The sequence below is a fragment of the Escherichia sp. 93.1518 genome (assembly GCF_013368915.2).
Lineage (GTDB): Bacteria > Pseudomonadota > Gammaproteobacteria > Enterobacterales > Enterobacteriaceae > Escherichia > Escherichia ruysiae.
In genome coordinates this window covers 15,134-35,699 of the sequence record NZ_JABWMT020000034.1, presented here as the reverse complement: position 1 = coordinate 35,699, position 20,566 = coordinate 15,134, and the positions used below count along the sequence as shown (strand labels likewise).

Genomic DNA, 20,566 nt, shown 5'->3' with positions numbered 1-20,566 from the left:
AGGGAATGCTGGGCATGAAATATCTCTTTTAATGCCACTTTGCCGCCCGTCACGTGCGGGTGGCACTCTTTTTAGATCAACGTTCTTTGTGATCGCGCTCGCATTCAGTCATTTTTACTATAAATATGATGAAGTTAATTCAGCTTATTTATGGATGAAATCACTATGGATCCTTTGCACGCCGTTTACCTGACCGTGGGACTGTTCGTCATCACATTTTTTAATCCAGGCGCAAATCTCTTTGTCGTGGTTCAAACCAGTCTGGCTTCCGGCCGTCGTGCGGGCGTACTCACCGGGCTTGGTGTGGCGCTGGGCGACGCCATCTATTCCGGGCTGGGATTGTTTGGGATGGCAACGCTCATTACCCAGTGTGAAGAGGTTTTCTCACTCATTAAAATCGTCGGCGGTGCTTATCTCTTATGGTTTGCCTGGAACAGTATGCGCCGACAATCAACACCACAGATGAGCGCGTTACAGCAGCCCCTTAGTGCCCCCTGGTATGTATTTTTCCGCCGTGGACTCATTACCGATCTCTCTAATCCACAAACAGTTTTATTTTTTATCAGTATCTTCTCAGTGACGTTAAGTGCAGAAACGCCGACCTGGGCGCGTTTAATGGCCTGGGCAGGGATCGTGTTCGCGTCTGTTATCTGGCGTGTATTTCTTAGTCAGGCGTTTTCTTTACCTGCCGTGCGTCGCGCATATGGACGTATGCAGCAGGTCGCCAGTCGGATTATTGGGATGATTATTGGTGTATTCGCGCTACGGCTGATTTATGAAGGGATGACGCGGCAATAAGCTGATGATTGGTAATTAATATGATTGAAAAGTTGGACCGCCATCGAGGCCTCGAACCCCGTACCATACAACAATCCTGGTTGTCGTCTGCTCTTCCTGATGAGCTAATGGCGGTTTTTTGATACGAACCTTACAGCATATTTTCTGTCAGGCCCTGGTGCGATGCATAAGATACAGAAAGTGCCCTACGCAAACATGACGAAATTATGATTTTTTTCATATGAATGTCAACTCATACATTCACAAAATATCTTTGTTGTTCATTAATAAAGCAATAACGAATCCCTGTCGATTTACTCGCCCGGTTATAGCGAAGACAACTCCGCACGCTTTTTTGAGTCTTAGCATCACCCATTGCATTCCCTACGCCTGCGGTGTACCCGCCAGCACCGCTTCAAAATCTGCGGCGGTCAGATCGGTTGCCCCTTTGAGCATATCTCTCGCCAATGCCCGGCGTCGGTTCAGTAATTCATCCAGCGTTTCTTCAAAAGTCATTAACTGGCTATCACGCACCGTCGGATAATAGACGTAAACATCTTTCTGCTGCCCGATACGGTAGGCCCGATCGGTCGCCTGATCTTCCTTCGCCGGATTCCAGCAACGGGTAAAGTGGATGACATGATTTGCTTTTTGGACATTGACGCCAAACCCAACCGCAATGGTGGATAAAATAATGACGTTAAAACCGGGCGTTGACTGAAATGCATCGATCAGGCTCTGACGATTTTGATCGCTGCCAGATTTGGTACTGGTATCACCATTAATAATAAAAGGCTTAAAGCCAAAATGCTGCGCAATCAGATGTTGCAGTTCTCGTTGAATATCGCGCAGTTCCGTAAAAATAATCACTTTGTCATCGGATGACTGGCGAATCGTATTTAATGTCTCCAGCAGCCATTTTACTTTCGGGGCATCGTTCCGTAAGCGCAGATCTGCACTGACGGAATAAGGCCATGCGCAAATAAGTTTCAGGCGATGCAGTAACCCCAGCATACCTGAGCCTCGTTGATCCAGCCCTTCGCTGATCTCCTGTTGGTTTTGCCAGCTTGCAACCGAGTGGGTATAGAGATCCCGTTGCAATGGCAGCATATTCAACTGCTTACAGCGTTGATCTTCAATCTTATCCGGCAGGTCTTTCGCCACTTCTTCTTTGGTGCGGCGCAGCGTCTGCGGTTCTATTAATTTACGTAGCGATTCGAGGACAGCATTATCATTCTGTTGCTCAATGGGGCGCAGATAATCTTTACCAAAATTATTTAAAGCCCCCAACAAACCAGGCTGAACGAAGTCAAATAAACACCACAGATCGACAAGGGTATTTTCGACTGGTGTCCCGGTACATGCGACTTTAAATTGTGCCTGAATGGCTTTTGCCGATTGGGTAATTAATGCCGCCGGATTTTTAATTTTCTGCGCTTCGTCGCACACCATTATGGACCAGGGTTGGCGAGCCAGCGAAAATTCCTGATCGCGCAACGTCTCATAGGTGGTAAGAACAATATGCGCGTCCCCCACCCAGTCACTTTGCAGTAAGTTCTTAATCCCCTTACTTTTAAGCGCCTGAGGAATGCTCTCTTTCGCGCATTTCTTCGCCTTAAGTTCATTACCGTAGAGTTTTAAAATCGACACCTGCTCGCGCAGGAAGAAATTCCCAACCTCACGCTCCCAGTTATCGAGTAACGACACCGGAGCAACGATCAGCGAAGGAGGCGCATCCGGGAAACGTTCACGGTGCCAGATGAGAAAAGTTAGAATCTGTAAGGTTTTACCCAGCCCCATATCGTCTGCCAGTAAACATCCCGCCGTCTCGGTTGGCGACTTTAGATACAACTGCTGGAGCCACGCTACCCCTTTACGCTGGTGTTCACGTAGCTGAATGGACGTTTTGAGGATCATCGGTAGTTCGACTTCTGCCTGATGTGCACCGAGCAAAGAGTCCCGCCGTTGTTTAACATACAGCGCCTGCTCGATATTTTGTTCTATCAGCAGAACGGCGCGACTGACCGGCTCACTATTGACACCATCATTTGTTTCGCCATCGATTTTCTTTTTCCATTTATCGTGGAAAATTTCTGCTTCTTCACGGGGCAAAAGGTTGTCGTTCCAGGGCATGGCGACTTCCGGCGCATCCGTGGCTTTTGCCTCTTCCAGCCGCTCTTCCAGTTCCTGAAAATGTTGATGATTATCGAGATCCCAGCCAGAGAACATGGCCTCGCACATCTCTTGCGCAAGGTTCTCTGGAAGCCATTTTTCACTTTCACTTTTGACCAGATAAGGCGAACTTATTTTTTCAAATTCACCGATCCCGATAACCCGGTCGCTGTATTTGTTCAGATCGAGGACGTGGGTAAAATTCATTCCCGCCGCCTGGTGCTGCCAGTTTTCAAGCAATGCCTGATAACCTTGCAGTTCTTCCTGGCTGAATCTGGAAAGCTCCAGATCGTAACCCTGCCAGACTCCGGCGGGCAGTTGTGCCGCTAACTTTTGCTCCAGTTCAGAAAGCAACGCCGCCAGTTCACCAGGTCGTTTAAAGATATAGGTTTCATCCGCCACAGATTGCTCAGTTCTGGGACTGAGAAGAAGCGTTACCGACGCAATTTGCCTGTTTTCATCAATCTGCGGTTCCAGGCGGAAATCATAAAAGTAGATCCCGGCGTCCTGTAAATTCTGCTCATAAACGTCAGGATCGAGCACCTGGCTCGCCTCTTCACCAATCCAGGTGTAGGGGTTGCGAACAAATGAGAGCGCATCATCCCCCGCCACGCGACGCCCTGTAATAGCGTGTACGGAGGTCAGAACGTCTTTGACTTCAGGAGAAAGAATGACATGGTTTAAGACACCATCGTCCCCTAAAACACGGTAACGATCCTGCACCTGTTGCGTGCGGTCAAAACTCTGTAACCAGTTGGCAGGCTGCTCATCAAAAACAGGTTCAATTTCCAGCACCGGAGTATCCACCACCAGCGATTTCCGCAGTTTTAACTGCAACGATTCCGGCCTGATGACGATCGTTTTCGCGAGATAGTCATCCAGTTTTGCCCCTGCTTTTTTGGCCTGCCGCCGTATTTTGGCCCAACTGGTTTGGTTGACCGTTTCGCCCGGCGTCTGTCGCTGCTGCAACCTGAGTTGCTGTAGTGCGTCCAGAAGTTGCCAGTTCTCTTCACTTAACACAAAGGTGCCTTCCGCAGAGGAAAAGCTGGCGCCTGTGCAAGTTATCTCAACAGGGCGATAGTCGTCAGGCAGGGTCCATTTATCAATGAAAACGCGAAAAGTGTCATCGCTAATGCTTCCTGTTGCAGCAAGATGAGCCGTCAGATTGCGCTGTGGGGGAAAAGCGAAAATCGCCAGGCTGCTGGCATAGTCGTCATTTTTCCGGATGCGGTAAAAATCATCCCAACCAAGAAACCAGCAATCAGACCAGTGAGAAACATAATCTTCCTCATGAAGCTGTTCCAGGCATGAGGCGACAGGCCAGTTATCTTCGCTATCGGCAAGACTAAAGGGGAAAGCAAAACCCTCTTCTTTCATCACATACAACGGCACAAATGAAGCGGGTAGTGAGGTATTCTCTTTAATAAATTTACCCAACAATTTTTTGAACACTATTTGCTCCAGTAAGTAAATTTACCCAGCACCGGTTTAAACCCAAGGCTGAGTAATTTTTGTGCCGCTTCATGGTCAGGTTCATTGAACTGAATGTGGATTGCGCCCCCCAGCCCTCGTTTATCCATCACTTTGCAATCGACCGAACGAATAATCTCCCGGATTTGCTGTTCCCGGCCAGGGAGCTCTTTTTTGGCTTTTAACGAGGAGGCGATGATTTTGATTTGCTCTTCCCGGTCTGACTTTACATCACTGACTTCATGTTCAGGTAACGATGCAGGTTCAGGCCGACTCACGGTCTTTGACGCATTGAAGCGAGAGATATCCAAAGTGACAGAGGACTGATTTATATCTTCCGCAACGTAATCAATACCCAGCTTACGAAGTTCTTCATCATATCGGCTCATCCCCCCCTCAATTCGGTTGAGTGAGTAGAGAAATACCGGCGATAAATGCGGTAAACGCAACCGGACTTTACGGCGGTTATTCCGCTTATCTTTCAGATCATAATCAATATCAAGAATGCCGGTTTCCGGATTAAAAGGCGCATTCCCCATATGGTAGGCATACATCGCCCCCACTTTCGAAAATTCGACAAACAGATAATCGCCAATGCGCATAATCATGGCATTGTTATCGCGTGAACCAGAACCTTGCAGGCGGCTTAATCGCCCTGCGTTTTTCGCCCTGAATTCAACATAATCGGCATCTTTGGATCGCAGTGCATCTTCGCCCAGCACAATGCGCGTATAGCTCATTTGATTAGCAAAACGTAGCCAGTAGAACAGGCGCGCATGGTCAACATCCCGATTGCCTTTCAGCAATTCAAAGAACAGTTTCAGGTCGTCTTTGGCGAACCATCCTTGCACCATCAGTAATACGGGATTTTCAACGTGAACCTGCCAGCTTTTATTACGGCTGGTTAACTGCGGATTTCCCCAATATTCCAGGGCTAATTGCTTGAGTTCGAAATGCGTTTGATGTTTAAAAGCTGACTGATAATAACGGGTCAGCGTGGCTGCCAGAATATTATCTTTAAACCGCGTAAGCTGGCGGCTTAAGGCGATAAGAGAATTAATTTTCTGCTGAAAATCATCGTCAGTCAGGCAAAAAATCTCATTGACCAGGTGGTTAACAATTTTGCGCCATAACCAGCTGGTTTGCGGAATTTGCGCGACTTTCTCCAGCACCGAAATATCCGTGATTTCTCCACGCCCAAGCTGTTGTCCGAGAAGAAAACCTGCATTATCGGTAAAAATATCGCTATAGGTGTCAATGACCGACATCCAGGACATCTGACGCGGCGCACTCTCTTTTAGCTGCTGAAAGCCGCGAGCAATCTGCGTGCGTAGCTGAAGCCACTGTGGATTCTTTTCCGGCGTATCGTTGGAATGACCAAAGTAGCTGGTACATAACGCCAGCCATTCGCGGCGTGTTAACCGCTGCTGCGCAATTTTTTGTTCAATTTCAGCGATAATCCTCGCGAAGTTTGTTGCATCATCAATCAATGCAATTTCAAACAGATCGCCTTCTGCCACGTCATTAAGGCCAAAAAAAATCATCTTCCACTCGAAGGGCCCTGGCATCTCCCCCGCACGCAGTCGGGCAATGGCCTGACGGCGTTTCTCCAGAGGGGGAACCATCTGCACTGCGCGAGCATCTACCTTCCTCTCAAGTTGCGCGATAACGCGCTGAAGATAGTGAAAAGCGTGACTTACCGTCGGCTGCACGTTCTGCTCCCGGTAGGGCAGCAAACGGGTTTTCAGTTTTTCAATAGCGGAAGTCATTACATGGCTCCCAACTGACAGGTTTCCTGACTAATGCCAGGAACAACATCCATGCTTTCGTCGTGCTTTTTGTCTTTCAGGCCAAAGAATTGCATCCGCAGTTCTACGCGACGGCTGGCTTCTTTACTCTCTTTCGCATTGTTGAACGAAACCCCGCCCGCCAGAAATAATTTGCGGATCTGGACTTGCTGTTCCGGGGTTATTTTTTGCTGTAGCGCGCTTCTGCTATCCAGCAAACTGCACATCACCCATTCCGAGCGTTGCAACGAAAGGTGCAAGTTATAGAGATAAGAACCGTCGGTATCCGTAAAACCTTCTATAACAATTTGCTTAAACCATTTTTTGCCTTCATCGCTATTTGCCGCCTCCAGCACTAACGGCACCACATCCTGTAGCGCCTGCAATCCTTCGGCGTTAAGCGCAAAGCGATTGTGCTCAAAACGCCCGGCTTCACCAAAGCTGATACGGTTGTCATGACAATCAACCTGAATCGTCTTGTTGAGATTTTTCGCCTGAAGCTCAAGTTTTTCACACAGGCGAGCGATATCATGCCCGCGCGATTTCTCCCCCGCTTCCGCCTGCTGGATCCGCTGCGTAACAGAGCTAAGTGACGCCACCATCACCACCAGAAACAGCACCATCATGGCGGTCATCAGGTCTGCATAGGAGATCCAGAAGGGTTTTTCCGCTTCATCGCTGCGCCGTTGCCTGCCATTAAATACCCGGTTAAACATCAGCCTGTTCCTTACGCGCGACGATGACGGAGTACTGTTTCCAGCGTATCCACGCTTTCACCGATAATCTCAACCGAAGAACTTAAGGCTCCCGCCGCTTTCGTCAGTTGCGTATCCATCTCTTGCAGTGAACGATTCAGGCCGTTTTCCACTCCGGTCGTAAAGGATTCAAAACTGGTTCCCATTACCTCGGCAATGTTATGCAGGAACTCCTGAGCCTCACGGTTATATTGTTGCAGGCGTTCAGAGTACGCTTTCAGATCGTCAACAAAACGGCTGCGCGATGATTGTTCATCATGGCTACGGTTAATCAGCGTTTCGAGTGCCGTTATGGCATTCGCCACGACTTCGCGGGTATTACGATAATCAGCAATCAATGCCCCCAACTCCGCGCTGGCACTGGAAAGCGTGCGTCCCGCCTGTTGCGTGCCATTGAGCACCTCGGCGGTCAACTGATTAGCCTCGGCGACACGATCGCCCGCAGCTTCAAAGCGGTCGGCAGCCACGCGCATTTTATCGGCTCCTGTTTGTATCTCTTCCAGATGGCGCGTGGTGTTTTTCGCCATCCGTTGCAGCAGCTCGCCTGAAGCCGATTGCTGTTCACGCAGCATCTGCATCAGCGACTCAACCTGACTTTCAAGCTGACCAATGATTCGCTGCGCTTCCTGTTGTAACGCACTCTGCGCTGATTGCTGTTGCTGGCTGAGCGACTTCTGGCCTTCTTCCAGTTGCCCAAACAGGTTGCCAAGTTGGCTACCCAGGTGATCGATACCGCTGGTCATTTTTTCTCGCAGGGCATCCTGACCGGAATGCATGGTTTGCTGTAACGACGTCATAAACTGTTGTTGTTGCTCAGCCGCCGCCTGCTCACGTGCTTCGCTACGTGCCAGAAGCTGCTGAGTCTCTTCATGCAGCACGCGTTGCCCCTGTTCCTGAGTCTGGCTCATCTGTTTTTGCCCGGACTCCAGCTGGCTGAATACGCCCGCCAGGTTTTGCGTCAGCGTTTCGACACCTTTGCTCATATTGCCCATCAGCAGATTTTGCGCCTGATTTTGCTGCTGATTAAGTTGCTGCTGACCATTTTCCAGCTGTGCAAAGAGCGTCGCCATATGGCTGCCAAGCGTATCAACGGAAGCTGCCATTTTCTCCATGGTTTCATTTTGCCCTTGCTGAACACTGGACTGGATAGCCTCAATAAACGCGCGCATCTGTTCCGCCATCGCTTTTTCACGCGCTTCGCTGTCGGCAAAGATTTTTTCCAGTTGTTGCGCCATCCGTTCGCCCGCGCCTTCGCCTTCTGCGCCAATACGGGCAACGGACTCCTGCAAGCTGCGCAGCATCTCATTCATCCCTGCCTGCATCTCCTGCTGACCGCTTTTCATTTCACTTAACAGTTGAGAGATCAGTTGCGCGCTGCCCTGACGTGAGTCATCCCCGGCCTGACGCATATCCTGCAACAACGTTGAGAAGCCGCTTTGCATAGACTGAATGGCTTCCACTGAACGCCCCATCATCTCCTGCATGGTGGTGAACTGCTGACCAAAGGTGTTATCCATTTTGCTCATAAAGGCGGTCAGGACGTTCTCCAGCATCGACTGCACACGATGACTCTGATCGCCGGAGGCGGTTTGCACCACGCCAGCAATTTTATCCAGCGGATTTTTCAGGCTGGTTTCGATAGCGCCACTAACCTGTTCAGCAAACTGTTGGCCTGACTCGCGGTATGTTGTTGATAATGTCTCTGCCAGCTTTTGATTTTCCCGCATCTGGCTATCCACCAGATTTTGCAGCATTTCGCGCAGGTCAGTGACCAGACCATCCTTAAGTTGCCGCGCATGGGTGGTGTTTTCTTTAGTACTGGAAAGAAGTTGCGAAAGGTAATCTTCACCGACGCCGCCTTCAAAAAGCTGGTCAATGCTGGCGGTAAGGAGTTCAAGGTTTTTATAGCATTGCGCCAGTCGCCATTTTTCAAACATGGTGACCAGAATGGAAAACGTAATAGCAAACGCCGAACCTAAAAACGCATACAGAACGTCGCGTAAAAGGTTAGCAACGCTGGCGCTGACCTGTTCTGGCGTGCTGGGGTCAAAATGGTGCAAACCAATCATCAACCCCGAAAAGGTGCCGATGATCCCAATTCCGGTCAGGATGCCTGGAAGATGTTTAAACGCTTCCGTATAGAGAGGAATTTCGACTAATAACGGTTCCGTAAACCATGCTGACGCTGGAGCCGTTGAACGAATGGCGCTAATTTTTTTTTGCCCGCTATTTTCATCAAACTCAAACTGGCGATGTAGAGACTCTTTAAATTCGCTCCAGGGGTGCGCAAAAAATTTATCAGAGAATAACGCGTCTAATTTTTCGAGTTGTTGTGCCGGTTTTTCATTGCCAAGTCCCCGAATTGCTTTCGCTTTTTGTTTAAAGCGCGCTGAAACCCTAAATGAAGGAATCGCGTAACGGACAATGAAACCCAGCAACAAAACCCCAACCACAATAGCGACATAAATCGGCACATTTTCTGGATTAACAGAGGTTAACGTGTCGAGGAACGAAGTCAGCGAAAACATCTAAATACCTTGAGTGAAGGAAAAGAAATTTGCAGGGCAGAACATCACCAGCAAGGAAAAAAATCGCCCGCTCATTATAGGAAAAGTCTCGATTTTTACATCAATAAAACGTTATATATCTCACAAAAACATTGATCACGCGCATACGTAAGAAATTTAAATCGCTTGGTAAAAATAATTCACAGAATTTATGCTTTATGCCACAAAGATTGGGGATTTTATTTTTTCGCCGCCAGACTTACGTATGAAACTTTTTCATGGGGCGCGCTGCTTCTAATAACGTCCAGTCACTATTCAACGAGACAATTAAATGAGTGAGATTGACATTAAGGGCGATGAAACGCTGGTTGCTCTGCTACTGAACGCCGACAAAAACGATATCGATCTACTGATTGATTACATTACCCCAGACGGAAAATTTAATTTTTCCCAGTCTGACCGCGTTAAAAAGGCCTTGCGCGATGGTAAAAATAGCGAAGCTATTGATGAGGAAACATTGCGTTTGCTGATTCGCGAACTGCAACATTTTGGCGGTAACACCGTGATTAATCTGTTCCGAGGCAATGGCGTTAGCTATAGCGAAATTGTTGACGATGTTGCCAGCCATCTGAAAATTAAAGTCGCGAAAAATGCCCCGGTAAAAGAAAAAGAATCACTGATTATTGATGCCGTTTTCGCTTCATCCTGGAACAAAATGTCAGATGACGATCGCCGTCAGCTTCTCCGCGATATGGGAATTAACACCAGTATCAGCCTGGATAAGCTGTCACGTATGGAGCTGCCACTTTTGCAACGTGCGGCAATGGTAGCAAGCGGTCTGGCGCAGATCGCCACGGGGAAGGCACTACCGTTAATTGCGGGTCTGGGGATAGGTCGCGTGTTGGGCGTTCTCACCGGTCCTGTCGGGTTAGCCCTCACCGGCTTATATACCGCTTATGATATTTCCAACCCGGCGTTCCGAATCACCTTGCCCTGTGTGGTGCAAATTGCCTGGATTCGCTTAAAAAATTCCCGCCATCACCGTCTGAGCGAATCGGTATCATCAACGACAATTTCAACCGCAAACTATGACAATCGCTGGGTGTTTGAAAATGAAAAGTCGCAGCGCGTTTTAACTGTATCGTCTATCGCTTTAAATAAAATTACCCATCCCGACACTCTGGTACGGCATGACATTACTGAAATTTCACGGTTAGGCCCACTCTTACAGACGCTTCCTTCGCTCGCCACCGCCGCCCATATTGCCAGTCATCACTATATGGAAGTTATTATTGATGGCGCACTGGCGAAAGTGAAAGATGGCTCGGGATATCGTGGCTTCAGCCTCGGGGAAAAAGGGATTAAAGCGCACGCAGTTTTGCTGAACCCTGACAAACTGAATCAATTGGTCAATGCCGGCATATTACTGAATGTCGCCTCGGCGATACTGGCGCAAAAACATCTGGCAGATATCAGCAACAAACTAACGCAGATAATTGAAACTATTCGGGAGATTTCTGCATTCCAGAACAATGCCCGCAAATCTGAAATTGTCGGCGCTATTCAGTATTTACAGCAAATCACGCCTGTCGTCATTGAGGGGCAATCTTCGCCAGAAATACGGCAAATACTTGAAGCTATCGAAAAGGATTTTTCAACGCTCCAGGATCATCTGCTGACGGATATTGCCTTTGCTGGCGAGAAGGTAGCCTCTATAAATGACGGCAGTTTTTTCAGTAGCGCAACAATCACCAGTAAAATTCAGGCGCAACAAAAAATTATCGAAGAACGGACGATGGAGTGGGATTTAGCGATGAAGGTACGCGGGCAAGCATTGCATCTGGTCAGCCATAGTGAGGGTCAGACGATGCTGGTAGAGCGCCGCCAGCAGGCTATAGAACATCATTACGCGCAGTTCGATACGGTTATCAGCAAGGTAGAAAAACAATTACAGTCACGAATTGATAGCATCAGCGCCGTAGCGGAACAGGCGAATACCACCAGCGCCAATAAAGTCATTTTGCGAAAATGGTGCAATAACCGCTTAATGCCGCAAAAAGTCGCAATTAAGGAAGCTAGCCAGGCGTTCGATCAATTCCAACAAAATATGCTGGACAAGCCGTTGCAGACCAGCCGCATGTTGGTGGAAATGAAAGACGGTAAACCAGTGAAGTGTTATGCGTTGCCGGATGCTTAAGGCGGCTCGCAATATTTGCGGTGTGGTTAGCGGTGTCATTCATAATTTCTCCGGCTCAGGAGAATCAAGGCTAACAACCCCGTATTCAGGCTGCCCCACTCCCTGGGGCTATAAATCTCTTACGACTCACCGTTGCAGACATTTCAAATGAATATCACCCTGCCACACGCCCCCACACCAGTTGCCCTTTATGGAACGTTGCCGTGCGCGGTGAAATACGCGCGACCGCCTCGGCAGAACAGGAGGCATCCACCAGCACAAAGCTGGCGTCATCCTGTGCTTTGGGCCAGACGCGTTCGCCTTTTTCGTTGAGCGGCAATACATCGCCAGTGGCTAAAAACAGCGAGCGGGAGAGGTTCTGTTCGTTAGGACGAATATAGAGCTGCGCGTACAGATTGGCTTTTTCCAGCATGTCGCCCAGGCCGTAAGGCGACCAGTGGTCGATAACGCTGTCGGTGCCGGTCATCACTTTTACACCTTTGTCGTGTAGCTGTTTGAGCGGCATATGCAGCGTGCCAATCGGCACCGTCGAGGCGATAGAAATTTGCTGCGCCGCCATGCGGTTTGCCAGTTCCTCCACCTGTTGCTCGTTAAGCGTTGCCAGCGCAAAAGCGTGGCTGATGGTCAGCTTGCCTTTAAGCTGCGGCGTTTTCTCTACCGTTTCAACCATATAATTGATGGCCGCCACGCCCGCTGGCGTGGTTTCGTGCAGGTGAATATCGACGCCTTTGTCGTAGTCCAGCGCAATCTGGAACATGGTGTCGAGGGATTTTTCCATCGCGCCATCAACACTGGTCGGGTCCAGCCCGCCGACGTAATGCGCCCCCGCCTGCATCGCTTCGCGCATCAAAGGCTCCGATTTCGACAGCAGCAAACCGTGCTGCGGGAAGGCGACAATTTCACACTCGAAGCCCGCCTGACGTCGCGCCAGCACCGCCTGCAAATTTTGCAGATTTTTCAGACCGGATACCGGTTCGATATTGCAGTGGCTGCGGGCAATAGTGGTGCCTTTCGACTGCAATAAATCGATCAGTTTTTCCGCCCGCTCCTGCGTGTAGGGTTGCAGCTCCGGCAGCATTTTTTGCTCGAGCTTAATCATGTCCTGGATAGTGGTGCCTGCCGGGCGATTGAGCGAGCGCCACGGCCCGCCGTAAAAGGTTTTGTCGAGATGAATATGCATGTCGCGGGTGGTGGGCAGCATCAACTTACCGCCAGCGTCATAGTGCGGCAGCGTGGCGTCCGGATGCTGCTTGTTCTCGCGCAGCGCAACAATTTTGCCGTCCTGAATTTCCACGGTCTGGCGCGTCGTGCGGGTCTGCACCGCCACACCGTTTTCGTAATCAAAACCGGTTTCCAGCAGCACATTGTCGAGATAGTAGTGCGGGTCAGTGATTTTCATGGTGTTATTCGCTTCGCAGTTTGTGGTGCCAGAAACCGCCGCATGGGCGAGCGGCACAGACGTACCAAACAGCGCGGCGGCGGTGACCATCTTACCGCTCTGGCTCAAAAACTCACGGCGGCTATTGCTTTCTTTCATCTTACGTCCTTACGTTTTAATAATATGAGTGCCCGTTTCACCGCGCAGCGCCGCTGGCAGGCATTCCGGCGTGGTGATAATCACTTCTTTGCCGCCCTGCTCCAGGAACGTCAGGCTGGCGATGATTTTTGGCAACATGCTGCCAGGCGGGAAATGCCCTTCCTGCATATAGCGGGTCATGGTGGCAATATCTACCCGATCCAGCGCCTGCTGCTGCGGCTTGCCAAAGTGAATGCACACCTTTTCCACGCCGGTGGTGATCACCAGAATGTCGGCATGAATTTCACGCGCCAGTAGCGCGGTGGAGAGATCTTTGTCGATAACCGCGTCCACGCTTTGGTAATCCCCCGCTTCACTGCGCACCACCGGAATGCCGCCACCGCCCGCGCCAATCACCACAAAGCCTTGTTGGATCAGCGCCTTAATGGCCGGTGCTTCGACAATACGTTTCGGTTCCGGCGAGGCGACAACCCGGCGATAGCCCCGTCCGGCATCTTCAACAAAACGCCAGTCAGGGTTTGCCTTTTGTAATTCGTCACGCTGACTTTCACTGAAGAATGCGCCAATGGGTTTGGTGGGATGGGCAAACCCCGGATCGTTTTTATCCACTTCCACCTGAGTCACCACGGTGACGGCTTTTTTCTCGCCGTGGCGCGCCAGCCGGTTGTTCAGCGCCTGTTGGATCAGGTAGCCAATGCCGCCTTGCGTATCCGCCACACAGTTCGCCAGCGGCGTTAAGGGCAGCCCTTCGCGCTCGTGGGCAATCTCCGCGCGGCGTAAATCCAGCCCGACCTGCGGCCCGTTACCGTGGGTCAGCACAATGTCGTAATCGGAAGCCAGCATTTCCAGCACCGTATCGGCGACGGCTTTCACCGCCTCCGCCTGATGCTCAATCGACTGGCTGGCGTTATCTTTGATAATGCTGTTGCCACCAATGGCAACGACCACAAGTTCTTTCATGTTGTTATGTCCGCTACAGAGGGTGATGGGGTTATGACCAACGCCAGACTGCCTGATGCGCTACGCTTATCAGGCCTGGAAATTCTCGTGCCACTTGTAGGCCGGATAAGGCGTTCACGCCGCATCCGGCATAAACACGCAGGTCAGACGCCGTAACGTTCGCACCAGCCAAGAATGGCTTTTTCGAAGCAGGCGAATGGTGGATGCACAATGCCCGCGCCAATCATGCCGACGCCCGCATCTTTATGGGCGATGGCGGTGTTGATCACTGGCAGAATGCCGCTGCTGCCCACGCGGGTGATGTCGATTGCCGACGGCACGCCCATAAAACCGAGCAGCGGAATGGTGACGTTCGGGTTTTCGCCGAGGGTGATTTCACGCATCTGGCGGGAGAAATCGATAGCCTCTTCCACCGTGCCACCCACCAGCGCGACGATCGCAGGCGCGGTCGCCATAGCAAATCCACCAATACCGTAGGTTTCAGTGATGGCGCTGTCGCCGATATCTAGCCCCGAATCCTCCGGCTTATAACCGGCAAACATCGGGCCGATGACCTGCTGCGCCGGGCCGGTAAACCACTGCCCCGGCAGGCCGCTGACCCGCAGGCCGAACTCGACGCCGTTTCGCGCCATCGTGGTGACCACGGTGCTGTATTCGATGCCGTGCGCCGCATCCATCGCCGCTTTACACATCGCCATCCACGTCGGGCCGGAGAAGTAGTCGCTGCTGGCGACAAACTCAAACACTTCGCGCTGTTGCTCCACGGAATAGCCTGCCTGAATAATCCCCGGCGTCAGCGCCTGAATCAGCAGCGTCGTCCCGGCGTTATTGCGGTTATGGCACTCATCGCCCATATGCAGCGCCTGCGCCAGCATTAAGCGCAGATCGATCTCACCGATAATTTTCATCGCGTCGCGCAACATGGGCCCCTGCACATCGCGCATCCAATTGAGACGATCAATCACGCTCTGGTCGTTGGCACCCATACGCAAAATCTTCGCCATCTGCTCGCTCATGTTGGTGTAAGCGACGTTGCCGTAGGTTTTGTTTTTCACGATGTGCATAAACATCGAGGCCGAGGTGACGCCCGCCATCGAGCCTACGCAATCGTGTTCGTGGCACGGCGAGAAGGTGATCTCCCCGGAGGCCGCCAGTTCAGCCGCCTCGTCGAGATCTTTCGCCAGCCCTTCGAACACCAGCGCCCCGGTGACCGCGCCTTTCATCGCGCCGCACATTTTTTCCCAGGTAACCGGCGGCCCGGCGTGAAGAATGGTTTTCGCCGTCATGCCCGGCACCACGTTAATCGCCTGATCAAAACCAATCAGCACCGGATGCGACTGGATAATGCGCTCCAGCGCCTGCTGGTTAGCGGCGGCGATTTTGTCTGCCAGCGGCGAATCGGCAATGTTGTCCAGCGCCTGCACCACCTGCATATTGCCCTGCCCCGGCGGCGTCCAGTCGAGCTGGGTTACTTCAACATGCTGCTTTTTCAGGTCATCGCTAAACATGGCGATGCCGACGTTAATAACGTTCAACGGTTGGCTAAACAGTGACGGGCTCATCAGGCTTCCTCCCCTTTGCAGATAAATTCACGCGCCAGCAATCCGGTATTGGTACTGCTGCTGGCCAGAATCACTCCGGCATCAAGCAGCATCTGGCTTTGTTGTGCTAACGATGGCGTATCGAGATCGGTGCCCAGCACATAGGCGAGAATGATCAACTCGCGTCCTTCGGCTGCGGCGATCGCTTTCGCTTCTTTGATCGCATCAATGGTGGAGCCGACCGGATCTTCATGCGATCCAAATCCGAGCACAAAATCCATCACGATCACCGCCACTTCTGGATCGCGCGCCTCTTCGATCAAGCGGCTGATACGGTTGGTCGGGTCAATCATCGGGTGCGGCTTGCCGTTGGTGAAGTCGTCATCGCCAAAGTCGAGGAAGGTGTGTTTGATGCTGCGGTTGATATCTTTCAGGCGGAATTCAGGATCGGGCTGGATGTTGCTGTAGACATCGCCATGTTTTTCCATCACCGCAAACATGGTTTCGTCGCACAGCGTGCCGCCGCAGAACAGGCCACGAATGTACTTCTGTTGTGGTTTCAGGCGAGCACGTACGTCAGCAATCAACGGCTGGTTAAGCGTATGCAGGTCGAGATGTTCCTTTTTCACGCCAGAGAGCATCACCGCTTTCAGCGCCGCTTCTTTAGTGCCACGGGCAAACTGTAGCCCCTGCTCATCCACAGGCGTTTCGCCACGACCAAGGAAGCAGACCACCACCGGCTTACGGCAGGTGCGCGCGCGTTCCAGCACTTTGCGAGCCACCGCAGGCGCAGGCGGTTTGGAGATCAGCGCGATGATTTCAGTTTGCGGATCGTTTTCCAGCATCCCGATAGCGTCGAGCATCATCAGGCCGCCGATTTTCTCGCTCCGGTCGCGCCCGCCGGTGCCGATCAGTTGTGAAACGCCGCCGCCAAATTCATGGATACGGACGCTCAGTTCCTGGCTACCAGTGCCGGATGCGCCAACAATACCGATGTTGCCGCGACGCACGGCGTTACCAAAGCAGAGCGCCGCGCCGTTAATAATCGCCGTGCCGCAGTCAGGCCCCATCATCAGCAACCCTTTTTCGTGGGCCAGTTGTTTGAGCGCCAGTTCATCTTCAACCGAGACGTTATCGGAAAACAGCATCACGTTAAGGTCGTTTTGCAGCGCCTGACGCGCTTCGCGAGCGGCAAACAGACCGTTAACCGAAATCACCGCCAAGTTACTTTCCGGGATATGCTTTTTCGCGCTGGCAAGGGTGGCGTAACGCGCCTCATGCGAGCCACTTTGCGCTTTGCTGTTGAACAGTTCTTCAATCTCCGCCAGCAACTGCTCGTTGTCCGCGCCCGCTTTGCCATTGATGACAATCATCAGGTCGCCGTTTTTCGCCTGTTCCAGCTCCGGCGTCAGCAGCCCTAAATTCTTCAGCACGCCTTTGTTCATTTCGGTCGCCATCGCCACAAATGCCTGCTCGACGCCGTCGAGTTTATTTGCACGCGTGGAGATAGACATCAGCGAGACAGAATCAAAATAGGTATTCGGTTTAATGACTATTTTAACTGACATAATTCCCTCCGTAGGTTTGGCTCAGCGCACAACCATCGGCCATGCCATACAGCATGTCGCAGCCGGAACTGGAGCCAATATGTTTAATTTTTTCTATTGCCTGAGTGGCGTTCTCAGGGATGTCATTAATGATGCCGTGGATAAAGTGATAAATATTTTCCCGACAGCGTTGTTGTAATGCGGCTTCCAGCGTTATGGCACTTAATAACGTGGTATTATTTCTGCCGCGTTGCAGACCGAGATAAAATTCCTCTTTGCATTTTTCTACCGGATGCCCGGAAATAAATAAAACAAGCACCAGACCTGTTAAATAATCATCGGCTGAAGGTGTCAGACCAATCCCTAACCCCATCATATTAGCGACCGCTGACGCGATATTTTGTTTATCGTTTAATGCCTGAATAACAGCACGTCGCCTGATATGTAATTCTTTATTTAACGCCTGATAAAACGGATTATCACCGCGATAATTAAACAGGGTTTCATTTTCCCCCAGATGCTGATGAATAATGTCGTGCCACTGTTGCCAGGCGATAAGGTGAAAATTCTCAGCGGTCATTTGCAAGGTTGGGGACAGCCAACGCTGGCAACGACGCTTATCTATATGAATATATTTACCAATCGTAATTCCGTGCTCGTCAAACTGAACTTTTTCGCCATGATGGAACAGGCAATCAAAGTGAGTGAGTGCCAACCGACAACTGTTTGGCGCATTGTCGTATTCTTCACAAAGCAGCGTCAGCAACTGCTGGCGAGCCGGGAGTGCGATATTTACCGCTCTGGCAAAGACCTGTTCAACCTGTCCTTGCCCCCGCTGCGCCAGGAAATTCGCATCCGCAGTTAGCGCCCACACACACCGTCTTTCTGGTGTGTCGATAGCAAGCCTCCCGGATTATGCACCTGCGGCAATCAGCAATTGCGCAATCTCTTCAAAACCGCGTTCCCGCGCCAGTTCCAGCGGCGTTTTGCCATACTTATCGGTCATGTGCGGGCTGGCCCCGTGTTCCAGCAATAACTGGACAATCGCCTGCTGTTTAATACCGCCATCATTAAGCACAATAGCTTCCAGTAGTGGCGTCCAGCCAACATGGTTGGTCTGGTTAACGTTAATATCCGTATGCGCCAAAAGCTCTTTCACAATACTTAAATGACCTTTTTCACAGGCAGGCGTCAGGCCAACGCCGCCAAAGCGGGTTACGCAATTAAGATCGGGTTTAGCAGCTAAAATAATTCGTAACAAGGTTAAATCACCGGTCAGGCAGCTAATTAAAAAAGGATTTGAACATATCTGATCTTGCTTATTAATATCCGCTCCGGCATCAATTAATGCCTGAACGCAAGCATATTGCTGATATAAACTTGCCAGCGTAATTGCCGTTTTCCCCTGACGATCGCAAATATTAATATCGACACCCAGCGCAAGGCAGGTTTTTACTTTATCGATATCACCCTGTTGCGCAGCCAATAAATAGTCGGCAGGTAGATTTTTTATACTCATTCACATTCCCCTGGTTTTTGTGGCTGTTTTCGATGAATTGAGAATAGCAACGAAATTCAGCTAAAAGAACCCGCTTAAATTTAATTCGCCGTATTTCGCCTTTTTGTTGAATGATGTTCAATAATCTTTTCGCAGTGTGCGGTAGTGCAATATTTGTCTCTTTCTCGCCATACCCTTTCACTCAATCCGGTTTTATTTCTCTATAGTCTGCACATGTAAGAGTAGCTATCGTCCATGTCTAACCAGAGGGGAACAAGATGAACGGACTCACGGCAACGGGTGTCACCGTCGGTATTTGTGCAGGGCTTTGGCAGTTAGTGTCTTCACATGTCGGGCTCTCTCAGGGATGGGAATTATTAGGAACGATTGGCTTCGTCGCCTTTTGCAGTTTTTATGCCGCAGGCGGCGGTAAATCGGGGTTTATCAGAAGTCTGGCGGTTAATTATTCCGGGATGGTGTGGGCGTTTTTCGCCGCGCTGACTGCCGGCTGGCTGGCTTCTGTAAGTGGGATTTCCGCGTTCTGGGCAAGCGTGATTATTACCGTGCCCTTCTCGGCGGTGGTGGTCTGGCAAGGACGTTTCTGGTTACTGTCATTCATTCCCGGTGGCTTTCTCGGCATGACGCTATTTTTTGCCAGCGGGATGAACTGGACAGTAACGTTACTGGGTTTTCTGGCGGGTAACTGCGTGGGGATAATTTCCGAATATGGCGGACAAAAATTAAGCGAAGCGACGACTAAAAGCGATGGGTATTAAAAGTTATTCAAAAATGATTATCTATCTTTAATCGATACCTCTACAGTTGTGACTGGAGAAATTCATATTAGAAAATGGCGGGAATGGTTTAATGAACTCAATTTTTACCGAAGAAAACCTGTTGGCGTTTACTACCGCTGCGCGTTTTGGCAGTTTCAGTAAAGCGGCAGAAGAGTTGGGTTTAACCACTTCCGCCATTAGCTACACCATCAAGCGAATGGAAACGGGGCTGGATGTGGTGCTGTTCACCCGCAATACCCGCAGCATTGAGTTAACCGAGTCCGGGCGTTATTTTTTCCGCAAAGCTACCGACCTGCTGAATGATTTTCACGCCATCAAACGCAGCATCGATACTATTTCACAGGGCATAGAAGCACGGGTTCGTATTTGTATTAATCAGCTACTTTATACCCCTAAACACACCGCACGCTTATTACAGGTGCTGAAAAAGCAGTTTCCTACCTGCCAGATAACCGTAACAACTGAAGTGTATAACGGCGTCTGGGATGCGATTATCAATAACCAGGCGAATATCGCCATCGGCGCGCCCGACACGCTGCTGGACGGTGGCGGCATTGATTACACCGAGATTGGCGCGATTCGCTGGGCTTTTGCTATCGCCCCGGATCACCCGTTAGCCTTTGTGCCGGAGCCAATCGCTGAAAGTCAGCTACGTCTCTACCCTAATATTATGGTGGAGGACACCGCGCATACGATTAATAAAAAGGTGGGCTGGTTGCTGCATGGGCAGGAGTCGATTCTGGTGCCAGATTTCAACACCAAATGTCAGTGTCAGATTCTGGGCGAAGGGATTGGTTTTTTGCCAGATTACATGGTTCGTGAAGCGATGGAACAATCACTGCTGGTTATCCGACAAATTCATAACCCGCGCCAGGATTCACGCATGTTACTGGCAACCCAACACTCTGCCACCGGCCAGGTGACGCAGTGGATTAAAAAACAATTTATGCCTAAAGGGATATTAACGGAGATTTATCAGGATTTACTGCATCGGGAGAATTGATACCAGCCAACCTCCCGA

General features: G+C 50.6%; 15 protein-coding genes and 1 pseudogene. 5 read left to right on the top strand and 11 right to left on the bottom strand.

The window, feature by feature from the left end:
• A partial coding sequence (locus HEN21_RS22870) for a hypothetical protein (RefSeq protein ID WP_207105870.1) occupies positions 1-193 on the top strand: 193 nt, incomplete at its 5' end.
• Positions 166-798, top strand: coding sequence for a LysE family transporter (locus HEN21_RS19290; protein ID WP_000371334.1), 633 nt, complete (start codon positions 166-168; stop codon positions 796-798). The genes HEN21_RS22870 and HEN21_RS19290, both read left to right, overlap by 28 nt.
• Positions 799-823: 25 nt before the next feature.
• Here the strand turns inward: HEN21_RS19290 and HEN21_RS23630 are convergent.
• The 5 genes and pseudogenes from HEN21_RS23630 to zorA1 all read right to left on the bottom strand — a co-directional run.
• Positions 824-971 (bottom strand): annotated as a pseudogene (locus HEN21_RS23630) (hypothetical protein); the annotation flags it as partial.
• 190 nt (positions 972-1,161) lie between these two features.
• Positions 1,162-4,401, bottom strand: a complete 3,240-nt coding sequence (zorD, locus tag HEN21_RS19285) for a type I Zorya anti-phage system protein ZorD (protein WP_000473722.1) — start codon at positions 4,399-4,401, stop codon at positions 1,162-1,164.
• Positions 4,401-6,188 carry a type I Zorya anti-phage system protein ZorC gene (gene zorC / locus HEN21_RS19280; RefSeq protein ID WP_176252408.1) on the bottom strand — a complete coding sequence of 596 codons (1,788 nt, stop codon included), beginning with the start codon at positions 6,186-6,188 and terminating at the stop codon, positions 4,401-4,403. Before zorC ends, zorD begins: the two co-directional genes overlap by 1 nt.
• Entirely contained in the window at positions 6,188-6,922 is a 735-nt protein-coding gene (zorB1, locus tag HEN21_RS19275) for a type I Zorya anti-phage system protein ZorB1 (RefSeq protein ID WP_000483325.1), read from the bottom strand. Before zorB1 ends, zorC begins: the two co-directional genes overlap by 1 nt.
• A gap of 11 nt (positions 6,923-6,933) precedes the next feature.
• A complete protein-coding gene (gene zorA1 / locus HEN21_RS19270; protein WP_000492262.1) occupies positions 6,934-9,489 on the bottom strand; it encodes a type I Zorya anti-phage system protein ZorA1 in 2,556 nt (851 codons plus the stop codon).
• A 310-nt stretch (positions 9,490-9,799) separates the two neighbouring features.
• Here zorA1 and HEN21_RS19265 point away from each other — a divergent pair, with 310 nt between their 5' ends.
• On the top strand, positions 9,800-11,665 hold the full coding sequence (locus tag HEN21_RS19265; protein WP_001289338.1) for a YaaW family protein: 1,866 nt from the start codon (positions 9,800-9,802) through the stop codon (positions 11,663-11,665).
• 154 nt (positions 11,666-11,819) lie between these two features.
• Here the strand turns inward: HEN21_RS19265 and HEN21_RS19260 are convergent, their stop codons facing one another.
• From HEN21_RS19260 to HEN21_RS19235, 6 genes are all read right to left on the bottom strand, one after another.
• On the bottom strand, positions 11,820-13,202 hold the full coding sequence (locus HEN21_RS19260) for an amidohydrolase family protein (protein WP_000665147.1): 1,383 nt from the start codon (positions 13,200-13,202) through the stop codon (positions 11,820-11,822).
• Between the two features lie 9 nt (positions 13,203-13,211).
• The gene (locus tag HEN21_RS19255; RefSeq protein ID WP_000661631.1) at positions 13,212-14,162 is read right to left on the bottom strand and encodes a carbamate kinase family protein; all 951 of its coding nucleotides are present in this window, start codon (positions 14,160-14,162) and stop codon (positions 13,212-13,214) included.
• A gap of 143 nt (positions 14,163-14,305) precedes the next feature.
• The gene (locus tag HEN21_RS19250) at positions 14,306-15,724 is read right to left on the bottom strand and encodes a YlbE family protein (RefSeq protein WP_000075084.1); all 1,419 of its coding nucleotides are present in this window, start codon (positions 15,722-15,724) and stop codon (positions 14,306-14,308) included.
• Entirely contained in the window at positions 15,724-17,271 is a 1,548-nt protein-coding gene (gene fdrA, locus HEN21_RS19245; protein WP_176252407.1) for an acyl-CoA synthetase FdrA, read from the bottom strand. Before fdrA ends, HEN21_RS19250 begins: the two co-directional genes overlap by 1 nt.
• Complete coding sequence (locus tag HEN21_RS19240) at positions 17,261-18,124, bottom strand: DUF2877 domain-containing protein (RefSeq protein WP_176242387.1); 864 nt, start codon at positions 18,122-18,124, stop codon at positions 17,261-17,263. Before HEN21_RS19240 ends, fdrA begins: the two co-directional genes overlap by 11 nt.
• Positions 18,125-18,163: 39 nt before the next feature.
• On the bottom strand, positions 18,164-18,769 hold the full coding sequence (locus HEN21_RS19235) for an ankyrin repeat domain-containing protein (protein WP_176242385.1): 606 nt from the start codon (positions 18,767-18,769) through the stop codon (positions 18,164-18,166).
• A 257-nt stretch (positions 18,770-19,026) separates the two neighbouring features.
• On the opposite strand from HEN21_RS19235, the gene HEN21_RS19230 reads away from it, so the two are divergent.
• Both HEN21_RS19230 and HEN21_RS19225 read left to right on the top strand, forming a co-directional pair.
• Complete coding sequence (locus tag HEN21_RS19230; RefSeq protein ID WP_001013884.1) at positions 19,027-19,524, top strand: DUF1097 domain-containing protein; 498 nt, start codon at positions 19,027-19,029, stop codon at positions 19,522-19,524.
• A 91-nt stretch (positions 19,525-19,615) separates the two neighbouring features.
• The gene (locus HEN21_RS19225; protein ID WP_001084385.1) at positions 19,616-20,548 is read left to right on the top strand and encodes a LysR substrate-binding domain-containing protein; all 933 of its coding nucleotides are present in this window, start codon (positions 19,616-19,618) and stop codon (positions 20,546-20,548) included.
• The last annotated feature ends 18 nt before the right edge of the window (positions 20,549-20,566 follow it).